Genomic DNA, 13,622 nt, shown 5'->3' with positions numbered 1-13,622 from the left:
GTGCATAGCAAGTCTAATTTTTAGGTAATAAAAAAGCGCACCGGGCAGGGTGCGCTTGAGGGGATCAATCCTGTGTAGCTAAAACAGTAGGATTAATTAAAAGCTTGGGGCATATCTCAGTGAAACACCGACTGAGCGGCCAATTACACTATAATCACTCACGGTGTTAAAGTGATTTGCGCCTACCTCAGGTGTTGGTGGTTCACGGTCTAATAAGTTATCGACACCAAAGTTAACAGCAAGTTCCTCATTAACTTGCCATGCAGCGGCAAAGTCTAAGTAATTTTGTGCTGAGATTGTTTCTGAACGGTCGACAGCATACTCTACTTCACCGATTCTGCGCCAGCCAAGTTGGAAGTTCATGTTATCTAACTGCCAATCAATGCTTGCGCGGTGTTTGTAATCAGCTTGTAGGATACTCGCAAAGTCACCCGAACAGGCGCTGCCATAAGTTCCTTTACAGTCTACTTCAGGTACAGTGCTGTTGTTCTGACGGGTTTGTTTAGTAACAAAGTTACCTTGGTACGAAAATCTAAAACGACCACCCATTTGCTCTGGTGCATCAATCACATAATTTGCTGCAACGTCGATACCTTCTTGCTCAATAGCGGCTAAGTTAAAGTCATTAACGATGGCTGTGCTAATAAAGCCAGTATTTGGATCGCGAAGTACCGCACCACACAGTGGGTTGTTTGGATTCGGGTCATCAACATAACAGCTTTGCAGTGCTGCACCTGGTTGAATTTGGCTTACCGCATCAGTTACACGAATACTGTAGTAATCGAGTGATAAATCAAAGCCTTCTAAATAGCTAGGTGTATAAACAATGCCTAATGTATCTGATTCAGCTTGCTCAGGTTTAATATTCGGGTTACCACCATAGGTGTACTCTGCGGTACTTGAATCAAACTCGGTGCCAACAGGCGGCGCACCAAACGCAGCACATTGAGTTGCATCACCGGTGCCAAGTAAACATGGATCGCCGTTATAACGCCCTGCTAGTCGTGGCACAAACTGGTCGCTATTTTGGTCGAATAACGATAACGATAGCGCTGTGATTGGGCTTGCAAACTCACCTAAGTTAGGTGCTCTAAATGCGGTTAAGCGGTTGGCGCGAATACGAATGTCGCTGTTTATTGCCCAGTTGATACCTAGTTTGTAAGTGTCTTCTGCTTCGGTATTTGAGTAATCAGAAATACGGTAGGCACCTTCAAAGCTAAGCTCTTCAGCAAAAGGTTTATCAACTAAGATAGGCACTAAAATTTCAGCATAGAACTCTTCAGAGCTAAAGCTTGCATCCATATCAAATGCGCTGATAGACGCAAAGCTGGTGCCGTTTCTAAATGCATCTCCTGGAGTTTGTTTTCCGGTTTCTTTACGGTATTCATAACCAATTGCAAAATCGATAGCACCGGCTGGTAATTCAAATAAGAACCCAGAATCACCTGATAGTGTTGCTGAGATCACACTTTGTGTACGGTCGCGAGTCGTATAAAGCAGCGGATCGCTAAAGTCGCTGAAATCATGGTTTGGATCAAAAATATCCACTGAATTTGCAAGGGCAGCAAAGCGACTATTACCGCTGTTATCATTACGGTATGCGTTGTTGTAAATGGTGGCTACTTCGTCAGTTTTGCCATACTGGCCATATACGTCATAACGTAAGTAGTCAGTAATATCACCTTTTAAACCCAGCTGAAATTGCATTGAGTCACGCACCGCTTCGGTGTGTTGCACACCTAAACCTAGGTTACGTTCAACATTAACAAGGGCATTGCCTTCGCTATCAAACGTGAGTTGGTCACGTAGTTCATCAGGAATATAGGCGTTGTCTTGCGTGAGGGTCACTTGTTCGTTAACAAAAATGGGGGTTTGGCCACTGGCACCCGCACCATTTACGGTCACTTTAGAATACATGGCGCGGCCATAGGCAATCGCATTGTCACTTACATCAACGTCAAATAATAAGCCCGCAGAAAAACGGTCCATCGGTTGGGTTAAATAGCGCTCAGCTGTGAAATCAGTTGTTTGACGATCACTTGTTACAGCACCTGAATCAGCAATACCAATGCTGTTGCCAGATGCAACGTCAGTATAATAACCACCGCTGTTGATCATTGCCGTTGAGTTTTCAAGCGCATAGTCACGCTCACCAGCTAATAGCTCTTTTCGCTCGGTATAACCTATGTAGCCTGTTACATGGCCGCTACCATCTGCGATGTCACCGCCAAAAATAGCCTCAAAGTTAAGCTTTTCGTTACCGCCGTCGGCACTTTCATAACTGGTTGAGAACTCAGCGCCAGTAAAATCATCGTCTAAAACAAAGTTAACAACGCCGGCGACGGCATCTGCGCCGTAAACCGCTGCTGCACCACCGGTTAATACATCAACACGTTTTATTAATCCGGCTGGAATGGTGTTCACGTCAACCGAGTTACGAAAACTAAATGGTACTGCGCGAGTACCGTCAATAAGTACCAACGTACGGTTTTGGCCAAGGCCGCGTAAATCTATGGTTGATGAGCCAAATGAGTCACCGACTGTGGCACCGGTGCTGTTGGCACCTGCTGCAGCTTGAGGCAGTTTTGCGGTAATATCTTCAACGTTCACTGCACGGTCTAGGTGAATTTGTGCTTCATCAACGCTCACCACTGGGCTACTTGAAACCAGCTCGGTACGTTGAATACGTGAACCTGTTACGGTGATCACTTCAGGTTTTTTTACTTCAGTAGTTTCTTCTGCGTGGGCATAACTAATTACTGAACTTACAGCGAGAGCTAAAGGTGATAGCAGCAATAGTGAGCGATGCCCTGTTGATGTATTTGCTTTCATGATGATTCCCTTGCGTTTTATCATTTAAATCAACGCAGGTTGGTGTCTGACCTAGACCATTTAGTTAATTTAATGAGTCATACTTTTTGTTATGATGCTTGTGTGTTCTCCTTTTGGGGAGCTCACCGGTACAGTTTTAAAGCAATTTAAAAGTCTTTGCAATAATTATTCTTTAAATCTATTATTTTAAAATATAAACTATTCCAAGTCGTCAACCCGCTTATTTACATCTAATAAGCTGATTTTAAGTGATTTATTTATGCATCAACATATTGAAAAACTGTATTTAAGCGCAAAAAAAGAAAGAAAATTAATAATTGGTCTAATGAGTGGTACCTCGTTAGATGGCCTTGATATCGCGCTATGCGAAGTATCAGGGCAGGGCATGAACACTCATGTAGAAGTATTAAAGTTTACTACCGTTGATTATGACGATGATTATAAAACGCGTGTAAAACGAGTATTCGCCAAACGCGAATGTGACCTTGAAGAAGTCACTTTGCTTAACCCTTGGATTGGCCAATTACATGGTGAAATGGTCGCCAAAACGTTAGCGAGCTGGGGAATAGCAAAAGAACTTGTTGATGTGATTGCCAGCCACGGGCAAACCATTTATCACTGCCCAAAAAACCAACACAAGCGTGCAGAATATGGTAATGCAACACTTCAAATTGGTGACAGCGATCATTTAGCGGTGACCGCAGGTATTACGACCATCGCTGATTTTAGACAAAAGCATATTGCAGCGGGTGGCGAAGGTGCACCGCTTGCGGTATATGGTGACTACTTGTATTTCACAAGTACCAGCGAAAACCGTATTTTGCTAAATATGGGCGGCATTGCAAACTTAACCTACTTACCTAAATCTACAGATGCACGAGCGGTTTTTAGTTCTGACATTGGCCCTGGCAATACCATTATGGATGCCTACATACAGCGTTATTTTGCACCACTTCATTATGATAAAGATGCCGCTATTGCAGCAAAAGGCACGGTAAGTGAAGATTTACTCGCAGCGCTGTGTGATGATGCATTTTTTGCTTTAGGGTTTCCAAAAACCACCGGGCCAGAAGTGTTTAATCTAGACTATTTAGCAGCAGCACAAGCACGCTCGAATACGCAGAGTTTATCGCACTTTGATGTGATGGCAACCTTAGTGCAGTTTTCAGGGGGAATGATTGCTAAAGCAATTAACCAATGCAGCGAAGGCTTGACCGATGTGGCTGTATACGCCAGTGGTGGCGGGGTTCATAACCCATTATTAATGAAAACTATTTTGGCTAATTGCCCAGCGCTTTCTGTGATAAATAACACCGATTCGTTGGGCATAAACCCAGATGCAAAAGAAGCCGTGTTATTTGCTATTTTAGCGAACGAATGTTTGTCGGGTGGGCAACAACGCTTTGGTAATACCGAGCAAGGGATCCCCGATATTACCATGGGTAAAATTAGCTTTGCTGACTAGAAAAAGGCTAAAAAGCTTGCGCCAATATTACTGATGTAATGGCGTAAGCCATTGTTTTTAGCTTGCTCAGAATTTAATAGCTCTGGTGATGTGCTTGCTGCAATGCTGACATCAAATTGGGCGCTGTCTTTAAGTGTTGCATGCATGCCGTGTAGCATTAATTGCAAAACAAATTCACCACTGTGAGTAACATCCTCTAACGTAAGCATAATAACGTGCTGATCTAGATCGTGCTGCGTTAAAGTGTGCGCAGTAAAATAGGCCGATTCACGAGCATCAGGGCGTGTCGCGCTGATAGAGATCACGTCACCTTCATGGGCATCATCTGGCAGCACACAACAAAATACAACACGCTTTTGCTCATTAGCCGCAAAATGCAATTGTTCATATTCCATTGTATGCGCAAGCGCAGCACATAAAGGGTCTTCACTAGAGGGGAGTGCAAACGAAAGTTGCACCAAGGCACTGTCCATTACTTCTTCATTACGTTAGCTGATTAAATTAGCGTCAATTATTGAACAGTTAGATGACAGAATTATGACTATTGTCATATTGCGGATTATTTATTTCAGAAACAGAGAAACGTTGAATGTTTGATTCGTTTGGTCGGATATAAGTCTGTATCTTTTGGTTGTTGAGCTCCTATTAAAAGCTAAGAAAAAACAGTATTTCGTCCTCTTCTTTTTGCCTCATAAAGGTGTAAGTCGACTCTTTTGGCTGCCTGTTCTGACGTTTCGTTTGGTGCAATTTCTATAACACCTAAGCTTATCGTTGCGCTTATAGACAAAGATGTATGTTCCTTTTCGGCAACTGAAAGTCTAATACGCTCGGCAATATCTTTTGCATGCTCTAAAGATTGATTCTCAAGCACAATTAAAAACTCTTCGCCGCCGACACGACCTACCCGATCAGAACAACGGACTGTTTGTACAATCGTATTGGTTATAGATATGATTAATTCATCACCAATATCGTGACCGTATTGATCATTGACCGCTTTAAAATGATCAATATCGATAGAAATCAAAGAGCTTACTTGCTGATTTAGTTTGTTTTGCAGCATGACACTTCGTTTTAAATTCAATATAGCTCTTCGATTTGCTATGCCTGTTAGTTCATCTTTTAAAGCGAGTATTTCAAAGTACTTTTTCTGGCGAACTTGTTTGAATGTATAAACGGCGAATAAGAGTAAGCACAAGCAAGTGACCATCACAGTTAAGCCTTGCCAAAAAGATTTATCTTCGGCCACCGCTAAAAGTTTTTGTTGTAGCTTTGACTCATGCTCTAAACGAGAAATCTCAAGGATCTGCTGTTCATAATTAAAGTTTAATCTGGCAGAAATAAGCGTGTTATTTGCGATAGCTTGTTGTTTATCTTTAATTAAAGCGATTAATTGTTGTTGAGATGCTATTTGTAAGGAAGTATCTCCTGTTGCAGCTGCAAGCTGCGAGGTTAAATTTAAATAACGCTCCTTTAAGCTCTCGGGCCAATATTGTTGTTGCCCGGCTATCTTCTCATAAGATGTAAGGGCGGCTTGCAACTGATAGGTAGCCAAGTACCATTCTGATTTAGTGAAGTTGTAAAGAGTCAAAATCCAGCTGTCAGTAACAGAAAGCGTGTTCAACTCAGTTAGATATGACTCAGCCTGAGATAAGCTATTAAGTTTTATATTGAGTTCTGTCAGTTTAATTAATATGTAAGCATAGCCATTTTCGCTTTCGAAACGACGAACATCTTTTTTTATCGACTCGTATAGCTCAACTGCCTTTATTAAGTCGCCTTTTTCTTCATAGGCATACGCAAGTTGATCCGTTACTTTGTAATGCTCTTGCTTATTGAATTTCGTTAACGCTAATTTGGCTCGCTGCAGTTGTTCAATTGCAAGTTCATAGTTGTACAACGCTATGTGAATATCGGCAATTTCTTTTAATGCGAGTGCTTTTTCGTAGTCATTACCTGCTTTTTCAAATAACTGATAAGCCGTTTTAGCAGAGTCGAATGCCTCTTGATAGTCGCCTTTAGTTAACTGAATACGGTTAAGTACTATGTGAGCAAGAGCAATGATTGACAATTTTTTTGAAGAGGTTATTTCGTCTACTGACGGCGTGTTAATTATTGGTTTTAAGTGTTCGAGAGCTTTCTGGTAGTTACCTTGCGTATACTCTTGGTTTGCTTCACAAACAGCAAGTTCCTGTTTTAAGTTTAAATTGTTTACTTGTTGAATGATTGGTTTGGCTGTTTCTAGAAATTTTTTATATTCATTAATCCCGTTTGGGGTTGAAGGATTGGAAAACCAACATTTAAACGCCATTACTTGCGCATTATCTAGCGCATTTTCATAAGGCATTTGATGCTCTAATCTAGCTAAAATTTCGACAGATTCAGAATATGTTGTATAGCCGTGAAGAGCACGGCTGATTTCACTCTGAACATCCTTTGTTGTCACATTGGTTGCAAATAGCAACAAGCACAATATCCTTATCATTTGAGCATTACTCCATACAGCTACTCTGATACCAATCAATGATATTTTCTTATAATTGCAGCTAGCTTAGCATAATGAAATTATTGTTTATAAGATTTTATGTTGAAAAAATGTAAATGATTTAATACTTTAAGCCATGCTTGATTACTTTTGGACTTTGAAAGTAGCTCAACACAAAGTAATGGAGTTATGTACCTAAAATGGTATGGTTATTATAAATAGTTTTAACTAAAAGGATGTATTTTTCATGTTAAACAAAATATTACTTTGTAGTGCTTTTTTATTTTCTGTTACAGCACTGGCTGAAAGACCAGACTATTTTAATGATGAAATAGATAAAGAGTATCGCGCGGTATTAAAGCACATGGATGAAATGATGCCGCAAACCGATTTAGAGCTTGCCTACTTACCCTCTTTTTATCCGTTTAGCATCTTTGATATTCATGCCACTAAATTTAAAAATGACAAAGATAAGCAAGCGTTCACTAACTTTAACTTAGGTGTGCTTGGTAGCCAGTTTTTAAATGTTAAAGAGCAAGTTGGAACAAAACTTCCAAATTTAGTTATTTGTAAAAAAGAAAAGTGTACTGAACAAAGGATTAAGTTAATTCGGTCATTTTTAGATGTATCGGAGGCTGAGATTTTGGCATTTAAAAATAGCCAAACTTTAAAACTTGTACAGCAATCTGCGCCGCACGTGTACCGTGTTAACAATACTTTTTATTCTCCCACCCAATTAATAAGCTATACACCATCAAAATATGCGGGGTTTGTACCATCTGCCGATTATAAAACTCTATCACCTGGTGAAGCCCCTAGCTTGATGGAGCTATCAGCCGATTCACAAAAACTCAGAGATTTAATGGTTAAATTTAAGGTTGCAGCAGTAACGAAGGATGAGTATGACAACATTAATGTGATTTTCGGTGGTCTTAGTGATAATCATTGGGGAGTGGTCCTTTTAGACAAATATAGTATACCTAGGGAAGGCGATAGGAATGCTTTAGGCCTTGAGTACGAAATAATCAAACCACTCTCAAAGACAAGCTTTTATTATCAAACTAATTAAACCAAGTTTTATCAACAAACAGTTATCAATGGAGTAAACAATGGGGTTGTCTGAAAATAACAAACCAAAGCCCCATAGTTTTGTGTTGAAAAGTTTTGGATTAATAGCACTTTTTGTATCTTTAACAGGATATGCCACCGAGCAGCAAATTCAGCAGCACGTAGATGCGTTTATTCAGAGCCAATATAAAGATCACTTCACAGAGTTAGTCTCTGATGATGAAATTGGCCAATTAAAGCGTTTTTATGAGCATAGTGATGGTAGAGTCTCTATATTTTGGACTTATCAAACAGGCAATGTTTGGTTAGAAAAACTGACTCTCATTAAGGTGCAAGATGATGGATATAGCGAGTTGTCGTCTATTTCTTTTAACGGCGTAGTAGATAGTACGAAAAAGATTGGCGAACAGCTTGTTATACAATTAAGTACATATGATGAGAGTGATCCTCGTTGCTGCCCCAGCAAGAAAATCACTTTACGCTACCGTATTTATAATGGTGAGTTAGTTAAGTTATAGCCAGATTGTTTTTCATCAGGCTATAAATTAAGAATTAGCAAATATGGTATTCGCCACGGTGTTTGTTGCTGAACATAAAGGCTTGTAACTCAGATTTAAGTACCTCGACAATATCCGTGGTAAAGGGCGTTCTGATTTCACCAGAGTCTAAATATCTCAGTAAATCAATTTCATGTTTAAGTGCTGACTGAATCGAATAACTAATTGGGTAGGTTACTTTAAACTGTTTATGCGATATCACATTGTCGTGGTTTTCAATCTCAACATAGAAAGTTAATTGCTCATCTTCTTCGCAAATGTCGCTACAGGTGCCTTGCTCACGAATACAATCCAAGACAATATTTCTGATGAAAATATCAAATTCGTTCATATTAATCCCTCAATTTTTGCCCATCCATTGGGTACAACTGAAATCTAGCAAAAAATAATTAATCTAGCCAACTCAATTTTGCATCTTTTGGATTAACTCTTTCTGGGTAGGTTGATTTAAAAGTGCTAGGGGGAGGGGCGTGGTCAGTTTATAGGGGGTAATCCTTAGGGATTGGTCGTTAGGGGATAGGATGCGCGAAACACGTTTCACGCCTACGTTGTAGCAGCGGCTTTATGCCGCGACATTGATAAATTTTTACGAGAAACGAGAAACGAGAAACGAGAAACGAGAAACGAAATACGAGAAACGAAATACGAGATACGAGATACGAGATACGAGATACGAGATACGAGAGGCGAGAGGCGAGATACGAGATACGATGGGCGAGGTAAAAACGCGATGTAAAATCGCTGCTACACAATCAGGTTCAGACTAAATTTAAAAACTGACGGGCTAAAGCCCGACCTACAATGTAGGTCGTCATTTATGGCGATAAGGGTTGAGGTAGACGTGCACCTCGCTCCTCGCACCTTGACCCTCGCATCTCGACCCTCGCATCTCGACCCTCGCATCTCGACCCTCGCATCTCGAACCTCGAACCTCGATCCTCGCAACTTTCCCCTTTCCCCTTGAAACTTGCTAACTCAATTACTAATTTCCCCCCTAACAATCTCTGCGCCTTTACTTAGCGCACTAAGCTTGGCGCTTGCTATGTGGCGAGGGAGGGGAGCCATACCGCAGTTTGTGCATGGGTAGAGCTTGTCGGCATCAACATATTTTAGGGCTTCGCGTAATGTGTGTGCCACTTCGTCAGGGGTTTCAACTTCATTGCTTGCTACATCAATGGCACCCACCATCACCTTTTTACCGCGTATGAGTGCTAATAACTCAATAGGTACGCGAGAGTTGTGGCACTCAAGTGAAATAATATCGATATTCGACTTTTGAAGTTTTGGGAATACTTCTTCGTATTGACGCCATTCATTGCCCAGTGTTTGTTTCCAATCAGTGTTGGCTTTAATACCATAGCCGTAGCAAATGTGCACAGCGGTTTCGCACTTTAAACCTTCGATTGCTCTTTCTAGGCACTTAATGCCCCAGTCATTAACATCATCGAAGAACACATTAAACGCAGGCTCATCAAATTGAATAATATCAACACCCGCGGCTTCGAGCTCTTTCGCCTCTTGGTTGAGAATTTTGGCAAATTCCCACGCTAGTTTTTCACGGCTTTGATAATGCGCGTCATACAAGGTGTCGATCATGGTCATAGGCCCTGGTAATGCCCACTTTATAGGTTGCTTGGTCTGCGAACGTAAAAACTTGGCGTCTTCAACAAACACGGGTTTGCTGCGTAACACCGGACCAATCACACTTGGTACACTGGCTTCGTAACGATTACGAATGGTCACTGTTTTACGGTTCTCAAAATCAACGCCATTTAAGTGTTCGATAAAGGTCGTTACAAAGTGCTGGCGGGTTTGCTCGCCGTCGCTCACGATATCAACGCAAGCTTGTTGTTGCTCTTGTAAGGCAACGCGCAGCGCGTCTTGTTTGCCGTCGATAAGTTCTGCACCTTGCAATTTCCAAGGTGACCATAAGGTTTCAGGCTCAGCAAGCCAAGCTGGTTTTGGTAAACTGCCTGCTGTCGATGTAGGTAATAACTTTTTCATTTTTACTCTCATTAAATTGCGTAGTTGGCAGACCATTTTTCAAGTACTGATTGATAAGGCTTAATAAAGTGTTGCTCAGTAAACTTACCTTGCGCAATCGCCAGTTGGCTGCGCTCTTCACGGTCGTAAACAATTTGCGTGATAGAGTGATCGGCGTTTCTTAAATTTGGCTGGTAGCAACTACCTGCCACGGCATTGGCGTTATAAATTTCTGGACGGTAGATTTTCTGGAATGTTTCCATGGTGCTAATCGTGCTGATCAACTCTAAGTTGGTGTAATCGTTCAGTAAGTCACCAAAGAAATAAAACGCCAGCGGAGCGACTGTGTTTGGTGGCATAAAATAGCGCACCTGCAAGCCCATTTTTTTAAAGTATTGCTCGGTTAATGACGACTCACTTGGTAGGTACTCTGCACCTAAAATTGGGTGTTGGTTTTCTGTACGATGGTACGTTTTGTTATCAGACACGCTTAAACAAATAACCGGTGGTTTTTTAAAGTGCTGTTTGTAAGTCTCTGAGTCAATAAAGTATTTAAAGAGTTTACCGTGTAAGTCGCCAAAGTTTTCGGGAATGCTGAATTCGCTTTTCGCTTTATTATGAGCAAGCAGCAGTACACTAAAATCATAATCACGCACGTAAGATGAAAAGTTATTACCAACAATACCTTCGATACGTTCATTAGTTTGGTGATCAATGATATTAGTTTTTAGCACTTCAATTGACGGGAATGCTTCTGTGCTTTGTGCAATTTCTAAATCAACAGAGATGATCTCAAGCTCTACAGAGTAGCGGTCGCCTTGCGGGTTATCCCAGTTTGCTAGCGCATTAAAGCGACTATCAATCATTTTTAATGCGTTACGTAAATTTTGTTGGCGACTTTCACCACGAGCTAGGTTCGCAAAGTTTGTGGTAAGTCGTGTGCTATTTGACGGATGATAATTTTCGTCGAGGCAAATACTTTTAATTGTAAATCTGAAATCGTTGTTCATGGCAATGTATCCAAAAGTCCTGAGATAAATGATTGCTGCTAACCTTCCTTAAATCGCTAGGTCATTAACCTTAGGTTGCTCTGCAGCGTAAAATACTAATAAATTTATACGTGCTCAGTATCATGAAGAAAAACGTTTTTATTTCAGGTAAAACATGAGGCAGATTCATAAATATTTGCTGTTTTAGTAAAACATTTAGGAAGGGATAGTGAAAAAATACTTCAAAGCTATTTTAGACGTCTGGATTTCCAAAGCGGTTTGTTGGAGTTGCAGTAATTTCATATAAAACGTGAGTAATATTCACTACTTAACCCTACTTTTGAGAACAACCCCGTACTTTATTGTTGTTATACTCGGTTCCCTAAACCAACAAAGCAGACAAATACAATGAATGAATTAATCGTGCTTATTATTGCTTGCGCCATACTTGGTAGCGGGGTGGGCTTTTTAGCGGGGCTCTTAGGAATTGGTGGAGGCCTAGTTATTGTGCCCATATTAAGCATGATCTTGCTGCACTTTCAGGTGTTACCTGCTGAGCAGGTTGTGCTGGTGGCGATTGCTACATCGCTTGCCTCAATTCTTTTTACTTCAACGTCATCAGCTATCGCTCACCACAAAAATGCTAATGTGCCTTGGCAATTGGCTCCGTGGGTGATGACTGGGGTTGCACTAGGCGCTCTTATCAGTGGCTTTTTGGCTTCGCTATTACCTGCAAATGTGGTGCGAATTGTGTTTGCTGTGAGTGTAGTGCTTATTGCATTAAAAATGATTTTCAGTAGTAAAAATGACAGCCAATCAACACGAATGCTACCCAATAAAGGCCTTTTGACACTTTATACAACCATCACGGGTGGTCTATCAGCCATGATAGGTATTGGCGGTGGTGCGGTACTTGTGCCGTTACTAACATTTTTCTCGGTCGATATGAAAAAAGCCATTGGTTGTGCTTCGGCCTGCGGTATTGTCATTGCGCTATTTGGCTCAGTGGGTTACATCAGTTCAGGCAGTCAGTACTTTACATTAAAAGAGGGCTTTGCCGGTTTTGTTTATTTACCGGCCTTGTTTGGTATTGTTTGTACTTCGTGGTTTACCGCACCATTAGGTGCAAAAGCAACGCATCATTTGCCTGTGTCTACCATCAAGAAAATCTTTGCAGGGCTTTTGGTTATTATGGCTGTGAATATGCTTACTAAATAGTGTTAACTATTAAATCTACTTTGCGATTTATTTAAAGTTAGCAGTGCTTTTTAAACCAACACTCAAAAAACTCTATAAACGCTTTCACTTGCCGAGGTTGGAATTGCCTGCTTGGATATATCACCTGTAGGCCGACACTTTTTTTATCGCTGTGGCTAAAGCCTCGAACATACTCATCTAGTATCAAATTAAGGTCGCCTGTTTTGAGGTCATTTTTGATATCAATGTATGATTTTAAGGCTATGCCATGGCCTTGATTTGCCCAGCGTCTTACCACCTCACCGTCTGAGCATGAAAGGTGGGGAGCTACTTTGATAGAAAAGTGAATGTTATCTACCTCAAAATGCCAGTCATTTAGCGGTTGCCCGAGTCGCTCAAGTATAAGGCAACGATGATTTTTTAAATCTTCAGGATGCCTTGGCAAGCCAAACGATTCTATATAGCTAGGTGAGGCGCATAGCACACGGCGGTTATTACATAGAGGGCGGCTAATCAAGTTACTATCAGGCAAATTGCCGAATCTAAATGCCAAATCAATGCCTTCCTCAATAATATTGGTAACCCCATCTGTCAGAACTAAATGCGGTTTAACATTTGGGTGGCTATTGATGAATTCTGCTAATGCGGGTGCAACAAACTGGCGACCAAAGTCAGATGTTGCAGAGAGTTTTAGCTGGCCTCTTAGGCTTTGTTGAGATTCTTGAAGTATGTTTTCAGTGTTTTCTACCTCTGCTAATACTCTTAAACAGCCACTATAAAAACGTTCGCCTGCATCTGTTAAGGCAATACTGCGCGTATTACGCGTTAATAATCGCGTATCGTAATTTTGCTCAATTTTATTAATTCGTGCTGTCATGCTTGCAGGCGAAAGCCCCAATTTTCTTCCCGCAGCGGCTAAACCTCCCGCTTTTACAACGTGAACAAAAAGCGCCATATCATCAATTTTTGACATTATTCTTCAGTTTTAATGAATACTTATTTAACTCTAAGGCTAATTATCAATTTAGTCAAAATAGTTAAACTCA

The 13,622-nt window shown here is 40.9% G+C and carries 11 protein-coding genes; 4 read left to right on the top strand and 7 right to left on the bottom strand.

The annotated features are described in order from the left end of the window. Positions 1–96: 96 nt before the first annotated feature. Complete coding sequence (locus L1D51_RS09755; protein WP_239963562.1) at positions 97–2,832, bottom strand: TonB-dependent receptor domain-containing protein; 2,736 nt, start codon at positions 2,830–2,832, stop codon at positions 97–99. 259 nt (positions 2,833–3,091) lie between these two features. Between L1D51_RS09755 and L1D51_RS09750 the strand changes: the two genes are divergently transcribed. Further along, positions 3,092–4,297 carry an anhydro-N-acetylmuramic acid kinase gene (locus tag L1D51_RS09750; protein ID WP_239963561.1) on the top strand — a complete coding sequence of 402 codons (1,206 nt, stop codon included), beginning with the start codon at positions 3,092–3,094 and terminating at the stop codon, positions 4,295–4,297. Here the strand turns inward: L1D51_RS09750 and L1D51_RS09745 are convergent. Both L1D51_RS09745 and L1D51_RS09740 read right to left on the bottom strand, forming a co-directional pair. Then, complete coding sequence (locus tag L1D51_RS09745; RefSeq protein WP_239963560.1) at positions 4,294–4,770, bottom strand: hypothetical protein; 477 nt, start codon at positions 4,768–4,770, stop codon at positions 4,294–4,296. The two genes, L1D51_RS09750 and L1D51_RS09745, sit on opposite strands and share 4 nt — an antisense overlap. 179 nt (positions 4,771–4,949) lie before the next feature. Next, positions 4,950–6,782 carry a diguanylate cyclase gene (locus L1D51_RS09740; RefSeq protein WP_239963559.1) on the bottom strand — a complete coding sequence of 611 codons (1,833 nt, stop codon included), beginning with the start codon at positions 6,780–6,782 and terminating at the stop codon, positions 4,950–4,952. A 247-nt stretch (positions 6,783–7,029) separates the two neighbouring features. On the opposite strand from L1D51_RS09740, the gene L1D51_RS09735 reads away from it, so the two are divergent. Together L1D51_RS09735 and L1D51_RS09730 are read left to right on the top strand one after the other, a co-directional pair. Then, a complete protein-coding gene (locus L1D51_RS09735; protein WP_239963558.1) occupies positions 7,030–7,851 on the top strand; it encodes a hypothetical protein in 822 nt (273 codons plus the stop codon). Between the two features lie 40 nt (positions 7,852–7,891). Beyond that, positions 7,892–8,368, top strand: coding sequence for a hypothetical protein (locus L1D51_RS09730; RefSeq protein ID WP_055021831.1), 477 nt, complete (start codon positions 7,892–7,894; stop codon positions 8,366–8,368). A 34-nt stretch (positions 8,369–8,402) separates the two neighbouring features. Here the strand turns inward: L1D51_RS09730 and L1D51_RS09725 are convergent, their stop codons facing one another. From L1D51_RS09725 to L1D51_RS09715, 3 genes are all read right to left on the bottom strand, one after another. Further along, positions 8,403–8,738 (bottom strand): hypothetical protein, encoded by a 336-nt coding sequence (locus L1D51_RS09725; protein ID WP_055021832.1) that lies wholly within the window; start codon positions 8,736–8,738, stop codon positions 8,403–8,405. 644 nt (positions 8,739–9,382) lie between these two features. Beyond that, positions 9,383–10,411: a methionine synthase gene (locus L1D51_RS09720; RefSeq protein ID WP_239963557.1), complete on the bottom strand. Its 1,029-nt coding sequence runs from the start codon at positions 10,409–10,411 to the stop codon at positions 9,383–9,385. An 11-nt stretch (positions 10,412–10,422) separates the two neighbouring features. Beyond that, positions 10,423–11,400: a DUF1852 domain-containing protein gene (locus L1D51_RS09715; protein ID WP_239963556.1), complete on the bottom strand. Its 978-nt coding sequence runs from the start codon at positions 11,398–11,400 to the stop codon at positions 10,423–10,425. A gap of 387 nt (positions 11,401–11,787) precedes the next feature. Here L1D51_RS09715 and L1D51_RS09710 point away from each other — a divergent pair, with 387 nt between their 5' ends. Continuing rightward, positions 11,788–12,597 (top strand): sulfite exporter TauE/SafE family protein, encoded by an 810-nt coding sequence (locus tag L1D51_RS09710; protein WP_239963555.1) that lies wholly within the window; start codon positions 11,788–11,790, stop codon positions 12,595–12,597. Positions 12,598–12,634: 37 nt separating this feature from the next. Here the strand turns inward: L1D51_RS09710 and L1D51_RS09705 are convergent, their stop codons facing one another. After that, entirely contained in the window at positions 12,635–13,549 is a 915-nt protein-coding gene (locus L1D51_RS09705) for a LysR family transcriptional regulator (RefSeq protein ID WP_239963554.1), read from the bottom strand. Between the last annotated feature and the right edge of the window lie 73 nt (positions 13,550–13,622).

This window comes from Pseudoalteromonas shioyasakiensis, assembly GCF_022398475.1.
In the GTDB taxonomy this organism is placed as follows: domain Bacteria; phylum Pseudomonadota; class Gammaproteobacteria; order Enterobacterales; family Alteromonadaceae; genus Pseudoalteromonas.
The sequence above is the reverse complement of the archived record's forward strand: the minus strand, read 5'-3'. Positions and strand labels throughout refer to the sequence as shown.

Excerpts from the sequence above, each read along its gene's own strand:
- L1D51_RS09755 (WP_239963562.1), bottom strand. The coding sequence starts at position 2,832 with ATGAAAGCAAATACATCAACAGGGCATCGCTCACTATTGCTGCTATCA.
- L1D51_RS09750 (WP_239963561.1), top strand. The coding sequence starts at position 3,092 with ATGCATCAACATATTGAAAAACTGTATTTAAGCGCAAAAAAAGAAAGA.
- L1D51_RS09745 (WP_239963560.1), bottom strand. The coding sequence starts at position 4,770 with ATGGACAGTGCCTTGGTGCAACTTTCGTTTGCACTCCCCTCTAGTGAA.
- L1D51_RS09740 (WP_239963559.1), bottom strand. The coding sequence starts at position 6,782 with ATGATAAGGATATTGTGCTTGTTGCTATTTGCAACCAATGTGACAACA.
- L1D51_RS09735 (WP_239963558.1), top strand. The coding sequence starts at position 7,030 with ATGTTAAACAAAATATTACTTTGTAGTGCTTTTTTATTTTCTGTTACA.
- L1D51_RS09730 (WP_055021831.1), top strand. The coding sequence starts at position 7,892 with ATGGGGTTGTCTGAAAATAACAAACCAAAGCCCCATAGTTTTGTGTTG.
- L1D51_RS09725 (WP_055021832.1), bottom strand. The coding sequence starts at position 8,738 with ATGAACGAATTTGATATTTTCATCAGAAATATTGTCTTGGATTGTATT.
- L1D51_RS09720 (WP_239963557.1), bottom strand. The coding sequence starts at position 10,411 with ATGAAAAAGTTATTACCTACATCGACAGCAGGCAGTTTACCAAAACCA.
- L1D51_RS09715 (WP_239963556.1), bottom strand. The coding sequence starts at position 11,400 with ATGAACAACGATTTCAGATTTACAATTAAAAGTATTTGCCTCGACGAA.
- L1D51_RS09710 (WP_239963555.1), top strand. The coding sequence starts at position 11,788 with ATGAATGAATTAATCGTGCTTATTATTGCTTGCGCCATACTTGGTAGC.
- L1D51_RS09705 (WP_239963554.1), bottom strand. The coding sequence starts at position 13,549 with ATGTCAAAAATTGATGATATGGCGCTTTTTGTTCACGTTGTAAAAGCG.